General features: G+C 72.8%; 23 protein-coding genes. 10 read left to right on the top strand and 13 right to left on the bottom strand.

From position 1 onward, the window contains the following. Positions 1-8 precede the first annotated feature (8 nt). On the bottom strand, positions 9-1,475 hold the full coding sequence (locus QC283_RS06905) for an amino acid permease (RefSeq protein WP_279560469.1): 1,467 nt from the start codon (positions 1,473-1,475) through the stop codon (positions 9-11). Between the two features lie 241 nt (positions 1,476-1,716). On the opposite strand from QC283_RS06905, the gene QC283_RS06900 reads away from it, so the two are divergent. Next, a complete protein-coding gene (locus tag QC283_RS06900) occupies positions 1,717-2,439 on the top strand; it encodes a MerR family transcriptional regulator (RefSeq protein ID WP_279560468.1) in 723 nt (240 codons plus the stop codon). A 9-nt stretch (positions 2,440-2,448) separates the two neighbouring features. On the opposite strand, the gene QC283_RS06895 is transcribed toward QC283_RS06900, so the two are convergent. From QC283_RS06895 to QC283_RS06885, 3 genes are read right to left on the bottom strand one after another with little or no spacing between them, the layout of a single operon-like run. After that, positions 2,449-4,629 carry a 3-hydroxyacyl-CoA dehydrogenase NAD-binding domain-containing protein gene (locus QC283_RS06895; RefSeq protein WP_279560467.1) on the bottom strand — a complete coding sequence of 727 codons (2,181 nt, stop codon included), beginning with the start codon at positions 4,627-4,629 and terminating at the stop codon, positions 2,449-2,451. Positions 4,630-4,682: 53 nt separating this feature from the next. Further along, on the bottom strand, positions 4,683-5,897 hold the full coding sequence (locus QC283_RS06890; protein ID WP_279560466.1) for an acetyl-CoA C-acetyltransferase: 1,215 nt from the start codon (positions 5,895-5,897) through the stop codon (positions 4,683-4,685). Between the two features lie 11 nt (positions 5,898-5,908). Continuing rightward, positions 5,909-7,129 carry a CaiB/BaiF CoA transferase family protein gene (locus tag QC283_RS06885; protein ID WP_279560465.1) on the bottom strand — a complete coding sequence of 407 codons (1,221 nt, stop codon included), beginning with the start codon at positions 7,127-7,129 and terminating at the stop codon, positions 5,909-5,911. Between the two features lie 205 nt (positions 7,130-7,334). Here QC283_RS06885 and QC283_RS06880 point away from each other — a divergent pair, with 205 nt between their 5' ends. Then, on the top strand, positions 7,335-8,513 hold the full coding sequence (locus QC283_RS06880; RefSeq protein WP_279560464.1) for a saccharopine dehydrogenase family protein: 1,179 nt from the start codon (positions 7,335-7,337) through the stop codon (positions 8,511-8,513). Positions 8,514-8,624: 111 nt separating this feature from the next. Here the strand turns inward: QC283_RS06880 and mmpA are convergent, their stop codons facing one another. Then, positions 8,625-8,774, bottom strand: a complete 150-nt coding sequence (mmpA, locus tag QC283_RS06875) for a morphogenic membrane protein MmpA (protein ID WP_279560463.1) — start codon at positions 8,772-8,774, stop codon at positions 8,625-8,627. 202 nt (positions 8,775-8,976) lie between these two features. On the opposite strand from mmpA, the gene QC283_RS06870 reads away from it, so the two are divergent. Then, positions 8,977-9,171: a hypothetical protein gene (locus QC283_RS06870; RefSeq protein ID WP_279560462.1), complete on the top strand. Its 195-nt coding sequence runs from the start codon at positions 8,977-8,979 to the stop codon at positions 9,169-9,171. On the opposite strand, the gene QC283_RS06865 is transcribed toward QC283_RS06870, so the two are convergent. After that, positions 9,159-9,863 (bottom strand): endonuclease V, encoded by a 705-nt coding sequence (locus QC283_RS06865; protein ID WP_279560461.1) that lies wholly within the window; start codon positions 9,861-9,863, stop codon positions 9,159-9,161. The genes QC283_RS06870 and QC283_RS06865 overlap by 13 nt on opposite strands. A gap of 42 nt (positions 9,864-9,905) precedes the next feature. Here QC283_RS06865 and QC283_RS06860 point away from each other — a divergent pair, with 42 nt between their 5' ends. Continuing rightward, on the top strand, positions 9,906-10,205 hold the full coding sequence (locus QC283_RS06860; RefSeq protein WP_279560460.1) for a YciI family protein: 300 nt from the start codon (positions 9,906-9,908) through the stop codon (positions 10,203-10,205). A gap of 9 nt (positions 10,206-10,214) precedes the next feature. Here QC283_RS06860 and QC283_RS06855 read toward each other — a convergent pair whose 3' ends face one another. Next, the gene (locus QC283_RS06855; protein WP_279560459.1) at positions 10,215-10,544 is read right to left on the bottom strand and encodes a plasmid stabilization protein; all 330 of its coding nucleotides are present in this window, start codon (positions 10,542-10,544) and stop codon (positions 10,215-10,217) included. 72 nt (positions 10,545-10,616) lie between these two features. Then, a complete protein-coding gene (locus tag QC283_RS06850) occupies positions 10,617-11,744 on the bottom strand; it encodes a WD40/YVTN/BNR-like repeat-containing protein (RefSeq protein ID WP_383524381.1) in 1,128 nt (375 codons plus the stop codon). Between the two features lie 258 nt (positions 11,745-12,002). On the opposite strand from QC283_RS06850, the gene QC283_RS06845 reads away from it, so the two are divergent. Next, positions 12,003-12,419, top strand: coding sequence for an SsgA family sporulation/cell division regulator (locus QC283_RS06845; protein ID WP_279560458.1), 417 nt, complete (start codon positions 12,003-12,005; stop codon positions 12,417-12,419). An 8-nt stretch (positions 12,420-12,427) separates the two neighbouring features. On the opposite strand, the gene QC283_RS06840 is transcribed toward QC283_RS06845, so the two are convergent. Together QC283_RS06840 and QC283_RS06835 are read right to left on the bottom strand one after the other, a co-directional pair. Continuing rightward, a complete protein-coding gene (locus tag QC283_RS06840; protein ID WP_279560457.1) occupies positions 12,428-13,264 on the bottom strand; it encodes an isocitrate lyase/PEP mutase family protein in 837 nt (278 codons plus the stop codon). Between the two features lie 97 nt (positions 13,265-13,361). Next, on the bottom strand, positions 13,362-14,048 hold the full coding sequence (locus QC283_RS06835) for a GOLPH3/VPS74 family protein (protein ID WP_279560456.1): 687 nt from the start codon (positions 14,046-14,048) through the stop codon (positions 13,362-13,364). A gap of 323 nt (positions 14,049-14,371) precedes the next feature. On the opposite strand from QC283_RS06835, the gene QC283_RS06830 reads away from it, so the two are divergent. The 4 genes from QC283_RS06830 to QC283_RS06815 all read left to right on the top strand — a co-directional run bounded on the left by QC283_RS06830 (position 14,372) and on the right by QC283_RS06815 (position 20,352). Continuing rightward, entirely contained in the window at positions 14,372-15,997 is a 1,626-nt protein-coding gene (locus QC283_RS06830) for an ABC-F family ATP-binding cassette domain-containing protein (protein WP_279560455.1), read from the top strand. A gap of 10 nt (positions 15,998-16,007) precedes the next feature. After that, a complete protein-coding gene (locus tag QC283_RS06825) occupies positions 16,008-18,266 on the top strand; it encodes an excinuclease ABC subunit UvrA (protein ID WP_279560454.1) in 2,259 nt (752 codons plus the stop codon). A 104-nt stretch (positions 18,267-18,370) separates the two neighbouring features. Continuing rightward, entirely contained in the window at positions 18,371-19,147 is a 777-nt protein-coding gene (gene ddaH / locus QC283_RS06820) for a dimethylargininase (protein WP_279560453.1), read from the top strand. A 230-nt stretch (positions 19,148-19,377) separates the two neighbouring features. Then, complete coding sequence (locus QC283_RS06815; protein ID WP_279560452.1) at positions 19,378-20,352, top strand: acyl-ACP desaturase; 975 nt, start codon at positions 19,378-19,380, stop codon at positions 20,350-20,352. A 106-nt stretch (positions 20,353-20,458) separates the two neighbouring features. Here QC283_RS06815 and QC283_RS06810 read toward each other — a convergent pair whose 3' ends face one another. Together QC283_RS06810 and QC283_RS06805 are read right to left on the bottom strand one after the other, a co-directional pair. Next, complete coding sequence (locus tag QC283_RS06810; RefSeq protein WP_279560451.1) at positions 20,459-23,818, bottom strand: hypothetical protein; 3,360 nt, start codon at positions 23,816-23,818, stop codon at positions 20,459-20,461. Positions 23,819-23,909: 91 nt separating this feature from the next. Next, positions 23,910-24,155: a WhiB family transcriptional regulator gene (locus QC283_RS06805; RefSeq protein WP_279560450.1), complete on the bottom strand. Its 246-nt coding sequence runs from the start codon at positions 24,153-24,155 to the stop codon at positions 23,910-23,912. A 190-nt stretch (positions 24,156-24,345) separates the two neighbouring features. Between QC283_RS06805 and QC283_RS06800 the strand changes: the two genes are divergently transcribed. Continuing rightward, the gene (locus QC283_RS06800; RefSeq protein ID WP_279560788.1) at positions 24,346-25,134 is read left to right on the top strand and encodes a VOC family protein; all 789 of its coding nucleotides are present in this window, start codon (positions 24,346-24,348) and stop codon (positions 25,132-25,134) included. A 132-nt stretch (positions 25,135-25,266) separates the two neighbouring features. Here QC283_RS06800 and QC283_RS06795 read toward each other — a convergent pair whose 3' ends face one another. Beyond that, complete coding sequence (locus tag QC283_RS06795) at positions 25,267-26,277, bottom strand: multicopper oxidase domain-containing protein (protein WP_279560449.1); 1,011 nt, start codon at positions 26,275-26,277, stop codon at positions 25,267-25,269. Between the last annotated feature and the right edge of the window lie 24 nt (positions 26,278-26,301).

Raw genomic sequence — 26,301 nt, 5'->3', positions numbered from 1 at the left:
CCCGGGGCCTACTTCTTCAGCGCCGACACCTCCTGCTCGGCGTTCCGCGCCACCCTGCGGCGGACGCCGAACCAGCCGGCCACCAGCATCACCGCGATCACGGGCACCAGTAGCACGGTCTTGCGGCCGACCTCCTCGTCGTTCCACATCAGGACGATCACGGCCAGCAGGAAGGCGATCGTGGCGATCTCCGTGACGGGGCTGCCGGGGAGCCGGAAGCGCGGCCGTTCGACCAGGCCCGCACGCGCCCGGCGCACGAACACCAGGTGGCAGATCATGATGATCACCCAGGTGCTGATGATGCCCAGGGAGGCGACGTTCAGGACGATCTCGAAGGCCTTGTTCGGCACCAGGAAGTTCAGGCCGACGCCGAGGACGCAGACGGCGCAGGTCAGCAGGATGCCGCCGTAGGGGACCTGGCTGCGGCTCATCACGCCGGTGAACCTGGGCGCGGAGCCCGACATCGCCATGGAGCGCAGGATGCGGCCGGTGGAGTACAGGCCGGAGTTCAGGGACGACATCGCGGCGGTGAGGACGACGAGGTTCATCACGTCGTCGGCCGCCGGTACGCCGATGCCCGACAGCACCGTGACGAACGGGCTCTCGTCGCCCGAGTAGAGCGAGCTCGGCAGCAGCAGCGCCAGGAGGACGACCGAGCCGACGTAGAACAGGGCGACCCGCCACATGATCGAGTTCACCGCGCGGGGAACGATCTTGTGCGGCTCGGCGGTCTCGCCGGCGGCGACGCCGACCAGTTCCAGGGCCGCGTAGGAGAAGATCACGCCCTGCATGACGAGGACCACGGGCATCACGCCGTGCGGGAGTATGCCGCCGTGGTCGGTGATCATGCCCAGACCTGGGGTCTGCCCGGCCACCTCGTGCTGCGTGGCCAGCAGGAAGATGCCGATCAGCATGAAGCCGACGAGGGTGGCGACCTTGACGATCGCGAACCAGAACTCCATCTCGCCGAAGATCTTCACCGAGATCAGGTTCACGGCCAAGACCACCGCGAGGGCGATCAGGGCGAGCACCCATTGCGGGATGCTCGTGAACATACTCCAGTAGTGCGTGTACAGCGCGATCGCGGTGATGTCGGCGATACCGGTCGTCGACCAGTTCAGGAAGTACATCCAGCCGGCGACGTAGGCGCCCTTCTCGCCGAGGAACTCGCGCGCGTACGACACGAAGGACCCGGAGGAGGGCCGGTAGAGCACCAGCTCGCCGAGCGCCTTGACGACGAAGAAGGCGAAGACGCCGGCGACGAGGTAGGCGATCGCGAGCGCCGGGCCCGCGTCGCGCAGGCGCCCGCCGGCGCCGAGGAAGAGGCCGGTGCCGATGGCGCCGCCGATGGCGATCATGTTGACGTGGCGGGCCTTGAGGTCCTTGCTGTAGCCGGCGTCACCCGCGTCCGCGGGTCGTTCGGCCGCCTGGGGATGTGCGGCGGCCTGTGCCGTGGCGACGGCGTCCTTGCTCACGGGTGGTACCAATCTCTGGTGCGCCCGGGCGGGATACGCCCAGGTCGTCCGTACAGCGACAAGGCCCGCACCACCCTTCGCGGCACAGACCAAGGCAGCACCTTCCCACGACCCTGCGTGAGCATGCGGTGTCTCACGTCACACAGCGTGACTTGTCACAAGACCCGTCAGTCGTCTCCACAGGGTGCGCATGATGCGCGAGAGGTGTCACAGCATTGGTGAGACAGCGATACTGCTGCACATGACGACGAGCGACACCAAGGCGGCCGACACAGGGGGGCAGTCCCTCACGATCGACGAGCTGGCCGCGCGGGCCGGCGTCACGGTGCGCACGGTCCGCTTCTACGGCACCAGGGGGCTGTTGCCGCCACCGGCGATCGGACCGCGCCGGGTGGGGCACTACGGCCGGGAGCACCTGGCCCGGCTGGCGCTGATCGAGGAGCTGCGGCACCAGGGCATGACGCTGGCCGCGATCGAGCGGTATCTGAAGCAGCTGCCGCCGGACCTGAGCGCACACGACCTCGCGCTGCACCGCGCGGTGGTGGCCTCCTGGGCGCCGGAGACCGTGGAGAGCGTCACGCGCGAGGAGCTGGACCGGCGGGCGGGCCGGCCGCTGACCGACGACGAGGTGGGCCGGCTCGGCGCGATGGACGTCGTGGCGCCCGACGGCGACGCCTACCGTGTCGACGCCGGGCTGCTCCGGCTCGGCGTCGAGCTGCTGGACGTGCCCTTCTCCCCCGAGACGGTCCTCGCCGCCCGTACGGCCCTCCTCGAGCACTCCCGCGCCGCCGCGCGCGACCTGTCGCGGCTGCTGCGCGACGCGGTCGCCGAACGCGACGCGGGGGACGTGCGGTCCCTGTCCGCCCACATGCACCCGCTCGTGGTGCAGGCGCTGCTGACCACGTTCCAGCGGTCGCTGCGGGAGGAATTGCGGGAGTGGCTTGACCGCGGCGGCGAGGACTGAGCCGCTCGCTCAGCGGCCGTCGGTGAAGACCTCCCCCTTGTCCGCCTTCTCCACCAGCAGCGCGGGCGGCGTGAAGCGCTCGCCGTAACGGTCGGCCAGCTCACGGGCGCGGGCCACGAAACCGGGCAGGCCTCCCTCGTAGCCGTTGATGTACTGGAGGACGCCGCCGGTCCAGCCCGGGAAGCCGATGCCGAAGATGGAGCCGATGTTGGCGTCGGCGACGGACGTCAGTACGCCCTCCTCCAGGAGCTTGACCGTGTCGAGCGCCTCCGAGAAGAGCATGCGCTCCCGCATGTCCTCGAAGGGGATCTCGTACCCGGGCTTGGTGAAGTGCTCGCGCAGTCCCGGCCACAGCCCCGCCCGCTTGCCGTCCTCCCCGTACTCGTAGAACCCGGCGCCGCCCGAGCGCCCCGCACGCCCGAACTCGTCGACCATGCGGTCCACGACGACGTCCGCCGGATGCGCGATCCAGGTACCGCCCGCCTCCTGAACCGCCCGCCTGGTCTCCTCACGGATCCTCCGGGGCAACGTGAGCGTCAGCTCGTCCATCAGGGACAGCACCTTGGCCGGGTAGCCCGCCTGGGCCGCCGCCTGCTCCACGGAGGCCGGCTCGATGCCCTCACCCACCATCGCCACACCCTCGTTGATGAAGTGGCCGATGACCCGGGAGGTGAAGAAACCGCGCGAGTCGTTGACCACGATGGGCGTCTTCCTGATCTGCCGGACCAGGTCGAAGGCGCGGGCCAGCGCCTCCTCACCCGTCCGCTCGCCCTTGATGATCTCGACCAGCGGCATCCTGTCCACCGGCGAGAAGAAGTGCAGCCCGATGAAGTCGCCCTGGCGCTCGACGCCCTCGGCCAGCGCCGTGATGGGCAGCGTCGAGGTGTTGGAGCACAGCAGCGCGTCGGGGGCGACGACGTCCTGGACCTCCTGGAACACCTTGTGCTTGAGCGCAGTGTCCTCGAAGACCGCCTCGATGACCGCGTCACAGTCCGCGAGGTCGCCCACCTCGGCGGTCGGCGTGATGCGGGCCAGCAACGCGTCCGCCTTCTCCCGCGTCGTACGGCCCTTGGCCACCGCCTTGGCACACAACCTCTCGGAGTAGGCCTTGCCCTTGACAGCCGACTCCAGGGCCACGTCCTTCAGCACCACCTCGATACCCGCGCGGGCACACGAGTAGGCGATACCCGCGCCCATCATCCCGGCACCGAGGACGGCGACCTTGCGGACCTGGCGGGCCTCGATGCCCTCGGGGCGGTTCGCACCGGAGTTGACCGCCTGGAGGTCGAAGAAGAACGCCTGGATCATGTTCTTCGAGATCTGGCCCGCGGCCAGCTCGACGAAGTACCGGGCCTCGATGACCTGGGCGGTCTCGAAGTCGACCTGGGAGCCCTCGACGGCGGCGGCCATGATGCCCCGCGGGGCCGGGTAGGGGGCGCCGTTCGTCTGCTTGCGCAGGTTGGCGGGGAAGGCGGGCAGGTTGGCCGCGAATTTGGGGTGGGCGGGGGTGCCGCCGGGGATGCGGTAGCCGGGCCTGTCCCAGGGCTGGGCGGACTCCGGGTTGGCGTCGATGAAGGCGCGGGCCTTGGCCAGCATGTCCTCGCGGCTGTCGGCGACCTCGTCGACCAGGCCGTTCTCCCGGGCGCGGCTCGGGTTGTACTGGGTGCCCTGGAGGAGCACCTTCAGCAGCGCGTCGGTGATGCCGAGCATCCGGACGGTGCGGACGACTCCGCCTCCTCCGGGGAGCAGGCCGAGGGTGACCTCGGGGCAACCGATCTTGGAGCCGGGGGCGTCGAGGGCGACGCGGTGGTGGCAGGCCAGGGCGATCTCGTAGCCGCCGCCGAGCGCGGCGCCGTTCATGGCGGCGACGACGGGCTTGCCGAGGGTCTCGATGCGGCGCAGGTTCCGCTTGATGGCCATGCCGCCGTCGAAGAGGTCCTGGGCGGTCTCCGGGGTGACGCGGATCAGGTCGCGCAGGTCGCCGCCGGCGAAGAAGGTCTTCTTGGCGGAGGTGACGATGACGCCGCGGATCGAGTCCTTCTCGGCCTCCAGGCGGTCGGTGATCACGGCGAGGGATTCGCGGAACGCCTGGTTCATGGTGTTCGCGGACTGGTCGGGGTCGTCGAGTACGAGGGTGACGACGCCGGTGTCGTCCTGTTCCCAGCGGATGGTGGTGCTCTCGGTCGTCATGACAGGGGTCTCCAGTGAGGTCTCTTGTGGCCGCGGTGCCGCTTCCGCGGGGATCAGACGCGTTCGACGATCGTGGCGATGCCCATGCCGCCGCCCACACACAGGGTGGCGAGGCCGTAGCGCTTGTCCTGGCGCTCCAGTTCGTCGACGAGCGTGCCGAGGATCATCGCGCCGGTGGCGCCGAGGGGGTGGCCGAGCGCGATGGCGCCGCCGTTGACGTTGACCTTGTCCAGGGACAGGCCCATGTCCTTGACGAAGCGCAGGACGACCGCGGCGAACGCCTCGTTGATCTCGACCAGGTCGATGTCGTCGATGGTCAGCCCGGCCTTGGCGAGCGCCTTGCGGGTGGCGGGGGCGGGGCCGGTGAGCATGATGGTGGGCTCGGAGCCGGACACGGCCGCGGAGACGATCCGCGCGCGCGGGGTGAGCCCGTAGCGCTCGCCGACCTCCTTGGAGCCGATGGCGACCAGGGAGGCACCGTCCACGATGCCGGAGGAGTTGCCCGCGTGGTGGACGTGGTCGATCTTCTCCACCCAGTGGTACTTCTGCAGGGCCACGGCGTCGAAGCCGCCGAGTTCGCCGATGTCGGCGAAGGACGCCTTGAGGCCCGCGAGGGAGTCGGCGGTGGTGCCCGGGCGCAGGTGCTCGTCGTGGTCGAGGACGGTCAGGCCGGCGCGGTCCCTGACCGGCACGACGGACCGCTCGAAGCGGTTCTCCTTCCAGGCGGTGGCCGCGCGCTCCTGGGAGAGGGCCGCGTACTCGTCGACGTCACGGCGGGTGAAGCCCTCGATGGTGGCGATCAGGTCGGCGCCGATGCCCTGGGGGACGAAGTTGGTGGCGAGGTTGGTCATCGGGTCGTTGAACCAGGCGCCGCCGTCCGAGGCCATCGGCACCCGGGACATCGACTCGACGCCGCCCGCGAGGACCAGGTCCTCCCAGCCGGAGCGCACCTTGGCGGCGGCCAGGTTGACGGCCTCCAGGCCCGAGGCACAGAAGCGGTTCTCCTGGACGCCCGCCACGGTGTCCGGCAGCCCGGCCGCGATGGCGGCGATGCGGGCGATGTCGGAGCCCTGGTCGCCGACCGGGCCGACGACGCCGAGCACGACGTCGTCGACGGCGGCCGGGTCCAGGTCCGGGAAGCGGGCGCGGATCTCGTGGATGAGGCCGACGACCAGGTCGACGGGCTTCGTGCCGTGCAGGGCGCCGTTCGCCTTGCCGCGTCCGCGCGGGGTGCGGATCGCGTCGTACACGTACGCTTCGGTGGTCACTGGCAGGCCTTTCACTGAGGGGTGTTCGGTGCGGTGTTCGAGGCGGGGTACCGGGCGGAATCCGGGACGGGGTACCGGGCGGGGCCCGGGACGGTGTCCGGGTGCCGGGGCAGGTCCCAGTCGCGGGCCACGGCCTCGGTGTCGGCGCCCGGCAGGGCTGGCCCGGTGCGTACGGCGGTGGGGGTCGCGGAGAAGCGGGGCGCCGGGGCGGGCTGGGTGATGCCGCCGTGGTCGGTGAAGGTGGAGCGGGCGGCGAGGTGCGGGTGGTGCGGGGCCTCGCGAAGCGACAGGACGGGAGCGACGCAGGCGTCGGAGTCCGCGAAGACGGCCGTCCACTCGTCCCGGGTACGGGAGCCGAACCGGGCGGCGATGGCCTCGCGCAGCTCGCCCCAGCGGGCCATGTCGTCGCGGGCCGGGGCCTGGTCGGGGATACCGAGCAGGTCCATGAACTCGGCGTAGAACCGCTGCTCCAGGGCGCCGACCGCCATGTACCGGCCGTCGGCGGTCTCGTAGGTGCCGTAGAAGGGACAGCCGCCGTCGAGGAGGTTGGCGCCGCGCCGGTCCTGCCAGCCGCCGGCGGCGAGCATCCCGTGGATCATCGAGGTGAGGTGGGCGGTGCCGTCGACGATGGCGGCGTCGACGACCTGGCCGGTGCCCCTCGCGCGGGCGTGGTGCAGGGCGGCGAGGATGCCGACGACCAGGTAGAGGGAGCCGCCCGCGTAGTCGCCGAGGAGGTTGGCGGGGACGGGCGGCGGCGCGTCGGGGGCGCCGGTCATGCCGAGGGTGCCGGTGAGCGCGATGTACCCGATGTCGTGACCGGCGCGCTGGGCGAGGGGGCCGTCCTGGCCCCAGCCGGTCATGCGGCCGTAGACGAGGCGCGGGTTGCGGGCGTGGCAGGGTTCGGGGCCGACGCCGAGCCGTTCGGCGACGCCGGGGCGGTAGCCCTCGATCAGGACGTCGGCGCGTTCGGCGAGGTCGAGGACCCGGGCGGGGCCGTCCGCCGACTTCAGGTCGACGATCACCGAACGCTTGTTGCGGTTGGTGACGTCGTGGGCGGGGTCGATCGCGAGGCCGGGCCCACCGGGGCGGTCGACGCGGACGACGTCGGCGCCCAGGTCGGCCAGGAGCATGGCGGCGAAGGGCCCGGGGCCGATACCGGCCAGCTCGACCACGCGCACCCCGGTGAGCGGGCCCTCGGGCGGCGTACGCCCCGCCGTCTTCGCTTCCGACATCGAGCCCCCAGCTCTGTGACACAACTGATGTAACACCAGTGATGCTAGAAACGTGCTCCGCCGGGCACAAGACCCGGGCGAGCAAGCGCTTAGCCAATTATGGGCCAGGCTCTCTCCGGGCCGGCAGTCCTCACGCTAGCCTCAGCCACCGGCAACGGCGCGTGCTGCGGACCCAGGGGTTGCCGACGGGTGACGAAGGGATGTCATGACCAGGCTGAACAGAACCGACCGGCCGTACGACATCGTGCTCTTCGGAGCGACGGGGTTCGTCGGCGAGCTCACCGCGGAGTATCTCGCCGCGCACGCGCCGAAGGGGCTGCGCTGGGCGATCGCCGGCCGCGACGCGGAGAAGCTGCGGCGGCTGCGGGAGCGGTTGCCCGGCGCGGCGGACGTCGGCGTGCTGCGCGCGGACGTGACCGATCCGGCCTCGCTGCGCGAACTCGCCGAGCACGCGCACGTGGTGGCCACGACGGTGGGCCCGTACGTCCGGTACGGCGACGCGCTGGTCGCCGCCTGCGCCGAGACCGGCGCGGACTACCTCGACCTCACGGGTGAACCCGAGTTCGTGGACCTGACGTACGTCCGCCACGACGCCCGCGCACGGGAGACCGGCGCGCGGCTGGTGCACGCCTGCGGCTTCGACTCCGTGCCGCACGACCTCGGTGTGCACTTCACCGTGCGGCAGCTGCCTCAGGGCGTGCCGCTGACCGTGGACGGCTTCGTGACGGCCGACGGAACCATCTCGGGCGGTACGTTCGCCTCGGCGCTGGGTCAGTTCGCGCGCGGGCGGCAGATGCGGGTGGCCGCGCGGGAACGCCGGCGGCACGAGCCCCGGCTGGTGGGACGCCGGGCGGTGACACCGACCGGCACGCCGCGGTTCGCCGGTGAGGTGGGTGCCTGGGCGCTGCCGCTGCCGACGATCGACGCGCAGATCGTGCGGCGCTCCGCGAAGGCCCTGGACCGCTACGGCCCGGACTTCCGCTACCGGCACTACGCGGCCGTCCGGCACCTGCCCGTCGCGGTGGGCGGAGTGGCTGCCGTGGGCGCGCTGGCGGCGGCTGCGCAGGTACCGCCGGCGCGGCGCTGGCTGTCCGGCCGGCTCAAGCCCGGCGACGGGCCGAGCCCCGAGAAGCGGGCGAAGAGCTGGTTCTCGGTCCGCTTCGTGGGCGAGGGCGGCGGTCGGAAGGTGTTCACCGAGGTCACCGGCGGCGACCCGGGGTACGGCGAGACCGCGAAGATGTTCGCCGAGGCGGCGCTCGCCCTCGCCCTCGACGACCTGCCGCCGGTGGCCGGGCAGGTCACGACGGCCGTGGCGATGGGGGACGCGCTGACCGAGCGGCTCGGCGCGGCGGGCATCCGCTTCCGGGTGGCCGCGACCCGGTGACGGTCCTCCCCCCTCCCCACACACAGAGGCTTGCCTGCCCGCGAGCTTGTCCGACGGCCTGCCCTGTGGGCGGGCCAGTGGGCGGGCCTGCGCCCGGGCTGTGAGCGGGCCCTACCCCGACCACCCGGCGATCGTGTAGATCATCCCGCCGATCCAGGCCAGTCCCGCCCCCACGGCGAGCGTCAGCCCCGCGACCACGGCCCGCTCGGCGGGCCGGCCTGGGTGGTGGGCGGACTGGTCGGCTGCGCGATGCGTCGTCATGCGGACCAGCCTGCCGCCGCCGACGGCGGGCGCACATCCGTACGGATACTCAGGTGACCGCTGAGCAGTCGCACGCTCCCGGCCACCCGGTGCCCACCCCGGTGCCCGCCCGGATTTGAGACTTTCCCCGCCATCGACGACCACGGTCTGCAGCCATGCGCGGCAAAGTCCCAACAAGGACTTCAATGAAACCCTTGAAGGTATGAAGTTCCTTCTCGAAGTCACCATGGACGAGGGCGCGCTCGCCGAGGACCCCACGGGCGAGTTGCAGCGGATCCTGCGCTATTGGGGCGGCAACCTGAAGCACTACGCGATGCGGCCCGGCGACGGCTCGGTGGTCTACGACTCGGCGTACCAGGAGGTGGGCCGCTGGAGCGTCGAGGCTCAGGCCGAGTAGTCGGTGGCCGCCCGCAGGGCCGCGCGGCACAGGGCGTCCGCCCTGCGGGTGGTCTCCGGCAGACGGTAGGCGCAGGCGAGTGCCAGCGTGTGCGCGCACGCGTTGTCCAGGCTCGTCCGATGGCCGACGGAGACGAAGACCGGCTTGACGCCGTCGCGGGTACGGACGGCACGTCCGACCTCCTCGGCGCCGGCGAGCAGCGGGGCCGTACTGCCGCGGGTCGCGTCCGGGTCGTCGTACGTGAAGGTGAACGGGTTCTTGGCCACGCCGATGGTGGGCAGGTCCGTGAGCACACCGAGGTGGCTGGCGAGGCCGAAGCGGCGCGGGTGGGCCAGGCCGTAGCCGTCGCAGACGACCAGGCCCGGCGGGACGGGCAGGGCCTCCAGCGCGGCGAGGACGGTCGGGATCTCCCGGAAGGCGAGCAGGCCGGGCACGTAGGGGAAGGAGATCCGCCCGACGGCCGTGGCCTCGGCGACGACCGCGAGGGTCGCGGCGTCCAGCACGACGGCCGCGGCCACGACGACGTCGCGGCCGTCGTCGTAGGCGACGTCGACGCCGGTCACCCGGCCGGTGCCGGGCGGTGGGCCGGGCTCGTCGCGCACCACGCGGGCCCGCAGTTCGTCCTGGACGGCGCGGGCCCGTTCCTCGGTCGCGGGCCAGTCGGCGGGGATCTGCACGGTCACGGTCGTCATGGTGGCGGCAAGCCTACGGGACCCCGGAGTACGCTCGCGATCATGTACGTACTGGAGCTGTCCTACACCGCCCCGCTCCACGCCGTCGACGCCGTGCTGGAGGAGCACGTGGCGTGGCTCGACGAGCTGTACGAGCGGGGGGTGTTCCTGGCGTCCGGGCGCAAGGAGCCCCGCGACGGCGGGGTGATCATCGCCGTCGCGGAGGACCGTGCGCGGATCGAGGAGGTCACCGCGGGCGACCCGTTCGTCAGGGCCGGCGTGTGCGCGTACCGCGTCACCGAGTTCGTCGCCACGAAGACGGCACCGGCGCTGGAGCGGTACCGGGAGACCCTCCGCCGGTAGCCGTACGGCTCACTTGCCCAGGGCGCGCCGCAACTCGCCCTTGTTCATGTTCGAACGGCCGTGGACGTCACGGCGCTTGGCCTCCTCGTACAGCTGGTCGTAGGTGGGCCCCTGGGGGCCCTGCCGGTTACCGGACCGCTGCCCGCCCCGCTTGCTCGGGGACTTGTCCTGCGTCGACGTACGGCTGGCGGTCTTCGACTCGCCTGACTGGGCGCGCTCCTTGTTCACCGTCCGGGCGGCGATCTCCTTGGCCCGGCCGGTGCTCTCGCCACGGTCCTCCGCGCTGTCCTTGATGTGCTCGTACTGCCGCTCCCGTTTGGAGCTCGAACCGCGTGGCATGTCCGCTCACTTCCTCTCACGTTCAGCGAACGGATACCCACGTTACGGACGAACACCCTGCCCCGCGCGTCGTCAGCGCTCCAGCCGGGCGACCCGTCCCTGCTCGCCGGCGGCCCAGCAGCCCAGGTCCGGAGTGCAGTCCACGGTGTCGTACGACCCCGGGTCGACGGTCCGCCAGGTGCGGCCGCCGTCCGTGGTGAGGTCGGTGCCGGTGGGGCCGACCGCGAGGGCGGCGGTGCGGCTGTGCGGGAGCCAGGCGACGCCGGATCGGTAGGCGGGCGCCGGCCTGTCGGCGGGGCGCCAGGTCCGGCCGCCGTCGGTGGTCCGCGCCGCCGCCCGGGGCGAGGTCTGGTCGGGGCGGAAGTCGCCGCCGACCGCGAGGCCGTGGGCACGGTCGCGGAAGGCGAGGGCGAAGACGCCCCGGGCCGGGTCGCCGCCCGGTATCGGGGCGTCGGAGGCCGTCCAGGTGAGCCCCCGGTCGGCGGAGTGCAGCACACGCGCGCGTGCCGCGCCGCCGGTGGCCAGCCACACGTCCTTCGGTCCGGAAGCGACCAGGCACTGGCCACTGGCCGCGAACCCGGCCTCACCGTCCTGCGCGGCCGGCATGCCCTCGCTCGGCAGCACCTTCCAGGAGCGCCCGCCGTCGCTGGTCGACAGGATGCGGAACTTCCCGTCCACGGGATCGCTCATGGCAAGGCCGTGGCGGCGGTCGAAGAAGGTGAGGCAGTCGTAGAAGGCCCGCGCGTCGGTGTTGCGGAAGGACTCGGTCCAGGTCGCCCCGCCGTCGTCGGTGCGGTAGACGCGGGACGCCTCGCCCTCGCCGATGGCCAGGACCACGGCCCGGCGGGCGTCGAACGCCTCGATGTCCCGGAACTGCAGCTCGCCGGCGCCCGGTGGCGAGACGTTCCGCCAGGTGTCGCCACCGTCGGTGGTACGCAGGACGGTGCCCTGGGTGCCGGCCACCCAGGCGGTGTGCCGGCTGACGGCCGCCAGCCCCCGGTACCGGACGTCGGACGCCCCGGCGCCTGTGGTGTCCTTCAGTTCCCAGTGCGGTCGCTGGTGGGCCCGCGCGGGTGCGGCCGCCGTCAGCGCGGCCAGCGCCGCCGCGCACACCGTCGCCGCGATCACCGCCCGTCCTCCGCGCCTGCCGCGGGTTCGGACGGACCGTGCCGTGCGTCGCGTGCTTCCCAAGCGCCTCATGGCGGGCGAAGTTAGCCCACCGCCCGGGTGCCGTCCAGAGGACCGTGTGCGGCACGCGTGGGCGGGCACGAGTGCCGCAAGTGCCTTACGGGGCACGCGAGGAGAGTCGGGTCACTCCCGTTCGCTCTCACGCATGAAGGCGGTGACAGAGGTCACTCGTTCATCGTGTGCACGGATTGGCTGATTCCGTCGTCTCTTCCAGTGCCCGGCCCGCACCACTCCAGAAAGCCCGTCCAGCCGTCACGAGGGAGCAAGGCGTTGTCCACCGTCATCGAGCAGCCCGTCGAGGCGCGCCTCGTCGCCGCCGCGCCGCGTATGCCGAGCATTCCCGCCACGCTGCACTACGACCGCGGCGACCCGTTCGCCGTCCGTATGACCTTCCCTGCTCCGGCCACCCTCGAAGGTGTGGAGGTCTGCTGGACCTTCTCCCGCGAGCTGCTCATCTCGGGCATGCGGGAGCCGGACGGTCACGGCGACGTGCGGGTGCGCCCGTACGGATACGACCGCACCGTCCTGGAGTTCCACGCACCCGAGGGCACCGCCGTGATCCACGTGCGCTCGGGCGAGCTGCGCCGGTTCCTCCAGGCCACCGGCGAGCTGGTGCCGGTCGGCCTGGAGCATCTGCAACTGGACCTGGACCACGGCCTGGCGGAGCTCATGCGCGGGACCCGCTGACCACGTTCTCAACGTTCCCGCGTGAGCAGCCGGTTGAGCTCCCCGTAGTCGACGCCGCCCGTCAGGGCGCCGTAGGTCCCCGCGTCCAGCAGCTCCCGCGCGGCGCGGCGGACCAGTGCGTGCGCGGCCTGCGCGATGCCCGAGCCGACACTGATCCGCGCCACGCCCAGCGCGGCCAGTTCGGCGACCGGCGGGGCGCCGGGGCCGGCCATCACGTTCAGCGGTCCGTCGACGCCGGCGGCGAGCTCCTTGACGGTCCCCGGGTCGACGGCCCCGGGGACGAAGATGCCGTCGGCACCCGCGGCACGGTAGGCGGCGGCCCGTTCCAGGGTGGCGTCCACTCCCCCGGCGCCCCGCAGGAGGGTGTCGACGCGCGCGTTGACGAACAACGACACCCCCTGTGCGTCGGCGGCCTCCCGGGCGGCGGCGAGGCGTTCCGCCTGCTCGGCGACGGAGCGCAGCGGAGCACCGGCGTCGTCGTACCGGGCGTCCTCGATGTTCACCCCGACCGCGCCCGCGGCGGACACCTCGCGGACGGTGTCGGCGACACCCGCCGGGTGCTCGGCGTAGCCGCCCTCGATGTCGACGCTGACGGGCACGCGGACCGCGGAGCGGACGCGCGCGACGGCGGCCAGTGCCGAGCCGCGGTCCAGACGGTCGCCGTCGGTCACGCCCAGCGCCCAGGCCAGCCCCGCGCTGGTCGTCGCGACCGCGGTGGCACCCGCCTCTTCCACGAGTCGGGCGCTGACGGCGTCCCACGCGTTCGGCAGTACGAGTGGCGCCCCCGGAACGTGCAGGGAACGGAAGACCTGGGCCTGTTCGCGGAGGGTGTTCAGGTTCGTCATGCGGCTCACTCAACCAGCGGGAGCCGGTCCGGGGCTGGCAGGAATCCGACATGGACGTCGTCCCGACCGGCCCGCTCGTCCGCCCCGTCCGCCCGCCTCATCCGCCCGCCGACGGAACGGCCCGTGCCGTCTCCGCGCCCACCGCTCCCCGCACCTCGTCCATGATCCTGCGCAGCCCGGGCGCGGCCGCCCCGCCGCGCCCGGTCAGCTCCGCCATCCGGCTCCCCCGGCGCGCGCCTGCCTCGGCGGACTCGGGAGCGCGGGGCTCGAGGGCGCGCAGTTCGGCCGCGGCCGCCAGCGCGGCCACGGCCGCGTCCCGCTCGGAGACCTCACCGGCCGGTACCGGCCCCTGAAGGACGTACCGCGTCTCCTCGTGGAGCGCCCGCGCCGCCGCGACCCGCGCCAGGACGTACTCGACGGACGGGAAGACGCCGAGGACGCGCCGCTTCTCGGCGCGCAGGTAGCCCTCGGCCACCAGCTGCTCCCGGACGGCGTCGAAGGTGACCCGCGCATGCAGCCGCACCCAGGTCCGCCACCGGTGCGGCATCGACTCGCGGACCAGTTCCAGCAGCCCGTCGAGGACGGCGTCCCCGGTGCGCGAGTCCAGGTCGACGGGGGTGGCGATGCCCTCGTCGTCGATGAGCAGACCGCGCTGGGCCAGTTCGGTGAGCGCGCCGGCGCGCACCAGGTGGTGGTACCGGGCGGTGTCGGTGGTCCCGGGCCGCGCGGGGTCCCAGGCCAGCAGACAGAGCCGGGCCGGCAGTGAGAGCGAGCCGTCGGGCACGGGGCCTCCTTGGGGCCGCGGGACCGGATCCGCGACAAGACGTTGACAGCCGACCCGGCCCCTCGTACGGTATATAGCGCTTCTGTTGCCGCCGATTGGAGAAGGACGTTGCTCGTCTGAGGTCCTGAGACACCGCGTCACACATGTCATGTGTGGACGTCGCGTGCGACCTCGGCGTTCGAGCCGTCCTCGCGGAGCAGGGCATTTTTTGTGCCCAGGCACTCCCGGGGCTCCTCCTTCCCTCGCCCGACGGCGGTCGCCGCCTCTCGGTGTCTCGATACGCGTTTGCCCCTGACCGCTTCGAGCAACCGCGGAGACCCCGTATGTCTACTTCCATCACCTGTACGTCCCTCTCCTTCGCCTGGCCCGACGGCACGTCCGTCTTCGAGGGACTCGACACCGCCGTCGGCCCCGGCAGGACCGGGCTCGTCGGCGTCAACGGGTCGGGCAAGTCCACCCTGTTGAAGCTGATCGCCGGGCAGCTCACCCCGGCCGACGGCACGGTCCGCGTATCCGGTGAGGTCGGATACCTTCCGCAGAACGTCACGCTCGACACCGCGCTGCGGGTCGACGAGGCGCTCGGCATCGCCGCGCGACGGGCCGCGCTGCACGCCATCGAGGCGGGCGACGTGGCCGAGGCGCACTTCGAGACCGTCGGCGACGACTGGGACGTCGAGGAGCGCGCCCTCGCCACGCTCGGCGAACTCGGTCTCGGCCACGTCGGGCTCGACCGCACCGTCGGCGAGGTCTCGGGCGGCGAGTCGGTGCTGCTGCGGCTGGCCGCGCTGCTGCTGGGTCGGCCCGACGTCCTGCTCCTGGACGAGCCCACGAACAACCTCGACGTATACGCACGGGGACGGCTGTACGCGGCCGTCGCCTCCTGGCCCGGAGTGATGGTGGTGGTCAGCCACGACCGCGAGCTGCTGGACCTCGTGGACCAGATCGCCGATCTGCGCTCCGGGGAGATCACCTGGTACGGCGGGAACTTCTCGGCGTACGAGGAGGCGCTGGCCGTCGAGCAGGAGGCGGCCGAGCGGATGGTGCGCGTCGCCGAGTCGGACCTGCGCAAGCAGAAGCGCGAACTGGCCGACGCCCAGGTCAAGCTGGCCCGCCGCAAGCGGTACGGGCAGAAGATGTGGGACCAGAAACGCGAGCCGAAGATCGTCATGGGGGCGCGCAAGCGCGCGGCGCAGGAGTCCGCGGGCAAGCACCGCATCATGCACGAGGAGAAACTCGCCGAGGCCAGGGAGCGGCTCGACGACGCGGTGGAGGCCGTACGGGACGACGACGAGATCCGTGTCGACCTGCCGTACACCGCCGTGCCGCCGGGACGGTCGGTGCTCACGCTCCGGGACCTGGATCTGGTGTACGGCGCGCGCGTGGAGGGCGGTCTCGATCTGCACGGACCGGAGCGGATCGCGCTGATCGGGCGCAACGGCGCGGGCAAGACCACGCTGCTGCGCACGATCGCCGGGGAGCTGGAGCCGGTGGCGGGCGAGGCGACGGCGCACGTACCGCTGCGGTTCCTGCCGCAGCGCCTCGACGTCCTCGACGGCGAGCTGAGTGTCGCGGAGAACGTGGCCCGGTTCGCGCCGGGCGCCACCAACAACCGGATCCGGGCGCGGCTGGCACGCTTCCTGTTCCGGGGCGCGCGTGCCGACCAGAAGGCGGCGACGCTGTCCGGCGGCGAGCGTTTCCGGGCGGCCCTGGCCGCGCTGATGCTGGCCGAGCCCGCACCGCAACTGCTGATGCTGGACGAGCCGACGAACAACCTGGACATGGCGAGCGTGCGGCAGCTCACGACCGCGCTGGAGTCGTACGAGGGGGCGCTGCTCGTGGCCAGCCACGACCTGCCGTTCCTGGAGTCGGTCGGCATCACCCGCTGGCTGCTGATGGAGGAGGGAGAACTGAGGGAAATCACGCCGGAAGCTGTCGGGTATTCCGCCTAGCGTCGCCCGCATGAGCGAGTTCATCAGCATCACCGGAGCCAGGGAGAACAACCTCCAGGACGTCACCCTCCGCATCCCGAAGGGCCGGTTGACCGTGTTCACCGGCGTCTCGGGGTCGGGGAAGTCGTCGGTCGTGTTCGACACGATCGCGGTCGAGTCGCAGCGCCAGCTGAACGAGACGTTCACCTGGTTCGTACGCAACCGGCTGCCCAAGTACGAGCGGCCGCACGCGGACGCCCTGGAGGACCTCTCCCCCGCCATCGTCGTCGACCAGCGTCCGGTCGGCGGCCACTCGCGGTCCACCGTCGGCACGATGACCGACATCCACTCGGTGCTGCGGGTGCTGTTCTCCCGGCACGGCACGCCCAGCGCCGGGACGGCGACGGCGTACTCGTTCAACGACCCGTCGGGCATGTGCCCCGGGTGCGACGGGCTGGGCCGCACGGTGCGGCCCGACTGGGACCGCATCCTGGACCCGGCCAGGTCGCTGGCCGACGGAGCGGTCCGCTTCCCGCCGTTCGCGGCGGGGACCTGGCAGGGGCAGGCCTACACCAACACCGACGAGCTGGACCCGGACAAACCGGTCGGCGGCTTCACGGACGCCGAGCGGGCGTTCCTGATGCGCGGGCGGCCCGGCAGCAAGGTCACCGTCAACGGCACGGGCGGCACCTGGACCACCGAGTACGAGGGACTCGCCGACCGTTTCGAGCGGCTGTACCTCAAGCGGGATCTGTCGGCGATGAGCGAGAAGACCCGGGATCTGGTGCGGCGGTTCCTGGTCGAGGGCCGCTGCCCCCGGTGCGGCGGCGCCCGGCTGAACGCGGCGGCGCTCGCGACCCGGATCGACGGGCGTTCCATCGCCGACTGCTCCGGTATGCAGGTCACCGACCTGATCGCCGTACTGAGGGAGATCGACGATCCGGTGGCCCGGCCGGTCGCCGCCGCCGCCGTCACCGCGCTGGAGCGCGTCGAGGCGATCGGCCTCGGCTACCTCAGCCTCGACCGGGAGACCTCCACCCTGTCCGGTGGCGAGGGACAGCGGCTGAAGACCGTCCGGCACCTCGGCTCCAGCCTGACCGGGATGACGTACGTCTTCGACGAGCCCAGCGCCGGGCTGCACCCGCGCGACGTCGGACGCCTGGGCGATCTGCTGCTGCGGCTGCGCGACAAGGGCAACACCGTGCTGGTCGTCGAGCACGACCCGGACGTCATCGCGCTGGCGGACCACGTCGTCGACATGGGCCCGCGGGCCGGCGCGGACGGCGGCCGGGTGGTGTTCGAGGGAACGCCGGGCGAGCTGGCCCGGGCGGACACACTCACCGGACGGTTCCTCGGACGCCGTACGGCGGTGAAGCAGGACCCGCGGACGCCGACCGGTGAGCTGTGGGTGAAGGGCGCCGGCCGCCACAACCTGCGGGACGTGACGGTGGCCTTCCCGACCGGGGTGCTGACGGCGGTCACCGGGGTCGCCGGGTCGGGCAAGAGCACGCTGGTCGCGGAGCTGGCCGCCCGCCATCCGGACGCGGTGGTCGTCGACCAGTCGGCGATCGGCGTCTCGGCGCGCTCCACCCCGGCGACGTACCTCGGGATCATGGACACGGTGCGGAAGATCTTCGCGCGGGAGACGGGCGCCGAGGCCGGCTTCTTCAGCTTCAACTCGGCGGGGGCGTGCGGCACCTGCGAGGGGCGCGGGATCATCTACACCGACCTGGCCTTCATGGACCCGGTGACCACCACCTGCCACGACTGCGAGGGCCGGCGCTTCCGGGAGGAGGTGCTGCGGCTGACGGTCGGCGGGAACTCCATCGCCGACGTGCTGGCGATGACCGCCGGCCAGGCACTGGGCTTCTTCACCGACACGGGCGTACGGCGGCGGCTGCGCGCCCTGCGCGACGTGGGCCTCACCTACCTCACGCTGGGGCAGCCGCTGTCCACGCTTTCGGGCGGTGAGCGCCAGCGCGTCAAGCTGGCCACCCGGCTGCACCACACCGGCGCCGTGTACGTCCTGGACGAACCGACCACCGGCCTGCACCTGTCGGACGTCGAAGGGCTGCTCGCCCTGCTGGACCGGCTGGTCGACAGCGGCAACACGGTCGTGGTCGTCGAGCACCATCTGGACGTGGTGGCCCACGCCGACCGGGTGATCGACCTCGGCCCGGACGGGGGCCGGGACGGCGGCCGGGTGATCTTCGAGGGCACCCCGCGCGAGCTGCTCACGGCCCGCGGCTCCAGCACGGCGGAGCATCTCAGGAGGGCCACGGGGCACTGACGGGGGTTACGTCCGCGGGCAGGCGCGCTGCATGATGACCAAGCGGTGCCGTGCCACGGGCACCGGACAGCCAGCGCCGATACGGAGCCCCCGGAGACCCCCTCGTGCCCAGCAAGAAGGCCCTCGTCCGCCGCCCCGGCCCGCGACTCGCGGAAGGACTGGTGACCCACGTCGAGCGGCGGAAGGTCGACCACGGCCGCGCGGTCGAGCAGTGGGAGGCGTATACCGAGGCGCTGCGGGCGCACGGCTGGGAGACGCTGGAGGTGGACCCGGCCGACGACTGCCCCGACTCCGTCTTCGTCGAGGACACGGTCGTCATGTTCCGCAACGTCGCTCTCATCACCCGGCCGGGCGCCGAGTCGCGGCGCGCGGAGACCGCCGGTGTCGAGGAGGCCGTGGCCCGGCTGGGCTGCTCCGTCAACTGGATCTGGGAGCCGGGGACCCTGGACGGCGGCGACGTCCTGAGGATCGGCGACACGGTCTACGTCGGGCGGGGCGGGCGCACCAACGCGGCCGGCGTACAGCAGCTGCGGGCGGTCCTCGAACCGCTGGGGGCCCGGGTCGTCGCCGTGCCCGTGAGCAAGGTGCTGCACCTCAAGTCGGCGGTGACCGCGCTGCCGGACGGGACGGTGATCGGGCACATCCCGATGATGGACGTGCCGTCGCTGTTCCCCCGCTTCCTGCCGGTGCCGGAGGAATCGGGCGCGCACGTGGTGCTGCTCGGCGGCGACAAGCTGCTGATGGCGGCGAGCGCGCCGAAGACGGCGGACCTGCTCGCCGGCCTGGGTCATGAGCCGGTGGTCGTCGACATCGGCGAGTTCGAGAAACTCGAGGGCTGTGTGACGTGCCTCTCGGTCCGGCTGCGGGAGCTCTACGGCTGAGCCCTCGCGGGCGTCACCCGTTCGGCTCCGCGACCTGCGTGTCCCGGAGCCGCCCTGGCGCCGTCCCCGACACTTCCCCACCCCGGCGGACGGTGGCTGATCAGGGACCTTTACAGTGCGTTTAACCTACGGTCTCGTAACCTACGGTTTCGTAGCCTACGATCCCGTAGGTTCCCGGCACCGCTCGCCGGGCCGTTTTCCGCTCTGTCGCACGTCCCCTGGAGTTCTCCGTGACGATCGTCTCCCCGCACCTCGGCAATTCCGCCGAATGGACCGACGCCCGGCTGCTGTACGCGCTGGAGGAAGTGGTCGAGACCGAACTCAACCGGCATCTGAAGGTCGCCAAGGACTGGATGCCGCACGAGTACGTGCCGTGGAGCGACGGCCGGAACTTCCCGGGCGTCTTCGAGGACGGCGAGGCCTGGGCGAAGGACCAGTCCAAGGTCACCGAGATCGGCCGGATCGCCCTGGTGGTGAACCTGCTGACGGAGGACAACCTCCCCAGCTACCACCATGAGATCGCGAGCCTCTTCGGCCGGGACGGCGCCTGGGGCACCTGGGTGCACCGCTGGACCGCGGAGGAGGGCCGGCACGGCATCGTGATGCGCGACTACCTGCTCGCCTCGCGCGCGGTCGACCCGGACAAGCTGGAGGAGTTCCGCATGGCCCACATGAGTGAGGGCTTCGAGTCGGACAACCGGCACTCGATGCTCCACTCGGTGGCCTACGTCGCCTTCCAGGAGCTGGCCACCCGCGTCTCGCACCGCAACACGGGCCACCAGTCCGGCGACCCGGTCTGCGACCGCATGCTGGCCCGCATCGCGACCGACGAGAACCTGCACATGGTCTTCTACCGCAACCTGCTCAAGGCGGCCTTCGAGCTCGCGCCCGACCTGACGATGCAGGCGGTGCGGGACGTGGTCGTGCACTTCCGGATGCCCGGTCACGGCATGCCCGGCTTCGAGCGGGCCGCCGCGCAGATGGCGATCGGCGAGGTCTACAACCTGCGCATCCACCACGACGACGTGATCCAGCCCGTGCTGCGCTACCTGAAGATCATGGAGATCGACGGCCTCGGCCCCGAGGGGCAGGCGGCCCAGGAGGAGCTGGGGCTGTACATGGGCGGACTGGACGCCGAGGCGGCCAAGTTCGACGAGAAGCTGGCGGCGCGCAAGGCGCGGATGGCGGCCCGTGCGGCGGGCTGACCCAGGCTGTGTCCCCATGCCCCTCGGGGCCGGCCGCCGTCACCCGTAGGCGCCGTCGCTCCGGAGCCTCTGTCGCTCCGGTGCCGCCGTCGCTTCCGGCCCGCTGTCACTCGTAGGCCGTGGTCTCCTCCAGCGCCGCGTCGCGCACGTCGGGGACCGGGTGGCGGCGCAGCGTCCGCAGCAGCTCGCGCCAGGGTGCGGGCCACTCCTCGCGGCTGCCGAGCGCGCCGGTGACGGCGACGGCCAGCAGCCCCTCGGCGTGGCCGCCGTGCCGGGCCAGTGCCACGGCCTCGGCGCGCAGCACCGCGGCGTCGCCCGGCTGCTCCCGGCGCTCCAGGCGTCCGCGCAGTTCGTCGGCGACGCGGACGGCGAGTGCGGGGCGGCCTGCTCCGGTCATCGCGGTCAGCCGGTCCAGGCGCGGCGGTACGGCGGTCAGGTCCAGGTGGGTCGCCGCGAGCACGGCGGCCTGCGCCGCGTAGGCCTCGTACCCGCCCAGCAGGTCGGCCGCGGCGAGGCCCGCCGGGCGGACCGCCGTCTCGGAGCGGGCGAAGGTCGCCCCGAGACGGGCGACGAGGAACTCGACGCGCCGCCGTGCGGGCCGGTCGCGCCGCTCGTCGGCGTCGCTGTCGTCGTCGGACGCCGTGCCGGCGAGCGTGCGCAGCGCCTCCAGCAGTCCGGTCAGGCCGTGCGGGGCGCTCGACGCCGCGCTGATCAGGGCGTTGGCAGCGGAGTGCCAGCTCCCACGATGGGCGAGGTCCGTCACGGCCCCGGCCAGCACGCCGGGTGCCTCGGCCGACCAGGGGGTCCAGCGGGCCAGCGCCTCGAAGGCGAGAACCGCGGTGCCGGGATCGTCGGTGGCGGCGACGGCGCGCACCAGGCGGGCGTACCGCGCTCGATGCGTCTCGGGCAGGTCCAGCGGCGCGGCCCGCAGCACCGCGCCCCGCAGCACCGGGGTACCGCCGGCCGCGTCGCGCAGCAGTTCCCAGACCTCCTCGTGCGCGAGGAGCCCACCGGTGGAGGCGACGCAGGCGGCGCGTACGTCCGGATGGGTGCCAGGACGGGCCCAGACCTCCGTGATCAGAGCCGCGGCGTCCGGTACGGGAAGCCGGAGCGCGGCGAGCCGGACCGCCTCCTTGCGGCTGGTCACCTTGGCGTCCGGCGTCCGCAGTACGTCCCCGAGGTGCACGGCGAGGCGTGCCGGGGGCGCGTGCCGGGACGCCTGAGTGGCCGCGTACACGGCGACGCGGGCCCGGTCGCCGCCGGCGTGCGCCAGCAGCTCGGGCAGCGCCTCGACGGCCCGGTCGGTGCGGGCCAGGGCGGCGAGCGCGGCCTCCGCGAGCACGACGTCGGACGAGCCGGTCCAGCGGCGTACGAGGTCGGCGCCGCCGTCGGGCACGGCCGCGGCCCTGGTGAGCGAGCTCGCGCGCTGGTACAGCGTCAGTCCGGGGTCGGCGGCCTGCTCGGCCAGCAGACGGAGCAGGGCGCTTCGCTGGCGCGGTACCCACCGGCGCACGTCGTACGGGTCGACGGGCAGGAAACGGGGGGTGCCCTTGGTGAGGAAGCGGCCGTAGGGCGGCGAGTCGGCGAGGAGCACGTCCACGAGATCGGTGCGGCGCGCGAGGATCGCCGCACGGACCGGGGGCAGCGCTGCCGCCGACGGTTCGTGGGCGATCACGCGGGCCACCCGTTCGTCGCGTGTGGCGGGCGGCTCCAGCCACCGGGGGACCGCCGCGCGCACCGTCGCGTCGTCGCCGTACCGGACGGCCTGCCACAGCATGTCCTGCAACTCCGCCATGCCGGCGGCCCGGGGGCCCACCGCGCGGGCGAGCGCGATGACGAGGCCGTAGTCGGCCTTCTCGGCGCCCGCCTCGACCCACGGCCGCAGTGCCTCGTAGACCTGGTGCTCCTGGCCGCGCCGCAGGGTGCGGTCGAGACGGCCGAGGTCCGCGCCGCCGGTGGTGCCCGATATCCGTACGAGGGTGCGCAGCGCCCAGTTCACCAGCGCGCGCGTGCCGTCCGCGGCGTGCTCGCGCAGCACCTCCAGGGCGAGCTCGCTGAGCAGTTGCCGGGTCTGGGGCGAGGAGTCGCGGGCCTCGACGGCGTCGGTGGCGACGCGGTCCAGGTGTTCGACGGCGTCCTCGGTGAACAGGGCGGGCCGGATCGCCCGCGCCGCTCCCAGCGCGGCGGACCGCACGGGATCCTGTTCGTTGCGCAGCCGCCCCATCTCGCGCAGTGCCGCGGTGACGGCGGCCGGGTCGCCCCAGCGGGCGGCGTTGCGGACCAGCAGGCGCCAGGCGTGGGCGCGGTCGTCGGCGTCCGGGCGCCCGGTGGCGGCCAGCAGCCGGTCGCGGACCTCGGCGACGGGCAGGAAGGACTCGGCGGTGAGGACCGTGTTCTCGGCGGCACCGCCCTCACGCGCGCGTGCCGCCGCCTTGCGGGCCTCCCGCGCGGCGTGGCGGCGCGGCAGCACCTCCAGCAGCGTCTCGTCGACGACGGCCGTGCCGGTCCCCCGCCCCTCGCGGACGGCCGTCCACAGGGCGTGGCGCCGGGCGGGCGGGAGCGCCTTCAGCAGTCGCGGGAGATCGCCGTAGGGCAGCAGGGTCCGGCCGTAGGCGACGAGTTCGGGCGAGTCGGCGCGGGTCAGCCGGTCGAGCCCCGTGCGCCCGATCCCGTGGACGCTCACGACGGGGGCCCAGGCGGGCGTGGCCAGCAGCCGCAGTACCCCTCGCGGGTCCACGGCGGCGAACGCGGGGAGGTGGCCCCGCAGTTCGTACGGCAGGCGGCTCGGTCCCCGCCGGTCCAGCAGCGTCAGCACGTGCGCGGGTTCGGCGGGCGCGAGGGTGGCCATCGCGTGCGTGTACCGGTGCCACCAGTTGTCGCGCAGGGCCTCGGGCAGCGCGGTCAGCTCCTCCTCCAGCGCGCCGAGCAGTGCGGCACGGTGCCGCTTGGCGAGGGGCGTCCACGTCCGGACGGCGTACAGCAGTCCGGGCAGCAGCCGGGTGACCGTGGGCGCGGTACAGCCCGGCAGCAGCCGGGCCGCCTCGGCGTCGCCCCAGTCGCGCCGCAGTCCGTCGACCAGCCGGTCCGCGAGAGCGGTGCGCCCGCCGGTCACGACGGCGCGCAGCAGGTCCCGGCGTGCCGCCTCGGGGGCGTCGGCCAGCGCGGCCTCGAACGCCGCGTCCGGCACGCCCAGGCTGCCGGCGACACGCAGGGCATGGCCGCGCACGTAGGGGTCGGCGTCGGCGATCCGGTCCGCGATCCATTCGGCGTCGCCCGCGGCGGACGCGGCGACGACGGCGAGCTGACGCCCGTAGGCACCGTGCCGTTCGAGCTCGAGCAGTACCGGCCGCGGTGCGGTCGACGCCCGTGCGCGTACGGCGAGTTCACGCATCCGCTCCGGGTGCGCGAGCGGATCGAGGGCGTGCAGCAGGCCCTCGGCCTCATCCTGGGCGGCGGTTCGCGACATGCGAGGATTCTGCCTGCCGGGGCGGGCACGGCACAGCGAATTAACGGCACGGGCGGCACGGCGTGCGGCACCGGGACCGGGGCGACCGAGGTCAGCGCGGGACGCGCCGCAGCGCCACCCGCTCCTTCTCCGACAGTCCGCCCCAGACGCCGAAGCGCTCGTCGTTGCTCAGCGCGTACTCCAGGCAGGCCGAGCGGATCGGGCAGAGGGCGCAGATCCGCTTGGCGTCCCGTACGGAGCTGCCGGGCTCGGGGAAGAAGAAGTCTCCCCCGGTCTGAGCGCACAACGCCTCCTGCTGCCAGGCGAGGTCGGGCGTCGCGATCGTTTCGATGTGCATGTTCCAGAGCGTGCCGGGCCGCGGAAAACGTTCGATCAACGCGGGATCAACGCCCCGCGGACGGACCCCCGGCCGACCCGATGGTCCCCCGCCGGACGCGGGTGCGCACGGCGGCGCGCGGAAGCGGTTGTCAGTGGTGGGTGCGAGACTCGGCAGGGCAGGCAACGGGACCCTTCCGAGGAGGGCGATGATGCTCACCACCCGTTTCGTCACCGGCGCCCCGAACTGGATCGACGTCGGCACGTCCGACATCGACGGCGCCGCTTCCTTCTACGGTGGCCTCTTCGGCTGGCGGTTCCGGTCGGCGGGCCCCGAGGCCAGGGGGTACGGCTTCTTCGAGCTGGACGGCCGGATCGTGGCCGGCGGCATGCGCACCACGCCGGAGCAGGGCCCGCCGTCCTGGACGGTGTACTTCCAGACCCCGGACGCGGAAGCCGCCGCCAAGGCCTCCGAGCAGGCCCGGGGCAGTGTGCTCGTGCGTCCGGCGGACGTCATGGGCCAGGGCACGACGGCGATCCTCGCCGACCGGGCCGGGGTGCCGTTCGGCGTCCGGCAGCCTCAGCGGCTGGGCGGCCTGACCGTGGCCGGCGAGGCCGGTGCGCTGTGCTGGGTCGAGCTGTACACGGCGGACGTCGCGGCGGCCGCCGCGTACTACGACGCGGTGCTGGGGCTGGAGACGTCCGCCGTCGCCTTCCCCGGCGCCGGGACGTACACGTGCGTCAACCCGTCCGGGGAGGGCGAGGAGAGCATGTTCGGCGGCGTCGTTCCGCTCGCCGACGACCCGGTGGAGACGGACGCCCACTGGCTGCCGTACTTCGCGGTCGACGACACGGACGCCGCGGTCGCCCGGGCCGGGGAGCTGGGCGGCACGGTGCGGATGCCTCCGGCGGACATCGAGGGTGTCGGGCGCCTCGCCCGGCTCGCCGACCCGTACGGCGCCCGGTTCGCGGTGCTCAGACCGATGCCGCGGGAGGCGTAGGGCCTGTCCGGCCGGGGCCTGATCGGCCCTGTGCCGTCGAAACCGGACGCCGCCACGTCCTCCGGCACCCCACGCCCGGCACCCGGCACCCGCGCGGCGCGGGACCCGCGGGGCGCCCGTGCGTGAAGCACCTCAGTGCTGGTGAGCGGAGGGCTCCTCCCCGGTCGTGGACTCCTGCCCGTGCGCGTGCTCGTGCGGGTCGTAGCCGGGGATCGTGCCGTCCGGCTTCTTCACCAGGAACAGGCCCACCATCCCCATGTCGGAGTGGCTCTGCACGTGGCAGTGGTACATCCACGCCCCGGCGCCCACCCCCTCCCCCGCGATGATCTGGAAGCCGAAGGAGTCCGCCGGACCGGTGATCTTGTTGTCGATGACCTGACTCGGGTCGTCGGGCCCGGTGAGCATGCCGGTGCGGTTGTCCGCCCAGCGGTGACCGTGCATGTGGAAGGTGTGGTAATACTCGCCGTGCGTGATCATCACGATCTCGACGCGATCACCCACCGTGGCCTCGAAGTCGGGCCCGGTGTGAGGCGCCCGGTTGTTGATGAGCATGTCGTTGAAGACGATCGTGTGCGTGGCGTCCGGCAGCACGTCGCCCTTGCGGCGCACGATCACCGGGCCGTACAGGCCCTTGCGGATGCCGCCGGTGCCGTGTTCCGTGCCGACGACGTGGTCGTGGTAGTGCCAGTAGCCCGCGCTGCCCGCCCGCCAGGTGCCGTCCGCCCGGCGGCCGGGCCTGTGGGTGCGCCAGGTGTAGGTGCGGGTGCCGCCGGGCTCGACGTCGCTCTTGTTCATCGCCGTGCCGTCGCTGGAGATCTCGTAGTCCAGGCCGTGGACGTGCAGACTCGCCCGCACGTCCATCGTGTTCTCGAACTCGATGTGCAGCGTGTCGCCCTCGTTGAGCTCGATCAGCGGGCCGGGGATGGACGCCTTGCCCTTCTCGAGGCCGTAGCCCATCTGACCGTCGGGCAGCTTCTCGGCGTACATCTTGATGTGTCTCACCTCGCCCCCGGCCGGTGCCGTCTTCGCGCTGACTCCCTTGGCGGCATCCGCCGCGTCGGCGACCTCCGGAGCGATGGACAACGATGTCGCGACGGCCGCGCCGCCCAGCAGGACACGTCGGTTGAAGCCTCGCCTGTCCATGTCGAACTCCCCACGTCGGTACGG

It is taken from the genome of Streptomyces sp. DH41, from assembly GCF_029813785.1.
Lineage (GTDB): Bacteria > Actinomycetota > Actinomycetes > Streptomycetales > Streptomycetaceae > Streptomyces.
Note: the sequence above shows the minus strand (reverse complement) of the source record. Positions and strands in the feature narration are given on the sequence as shown.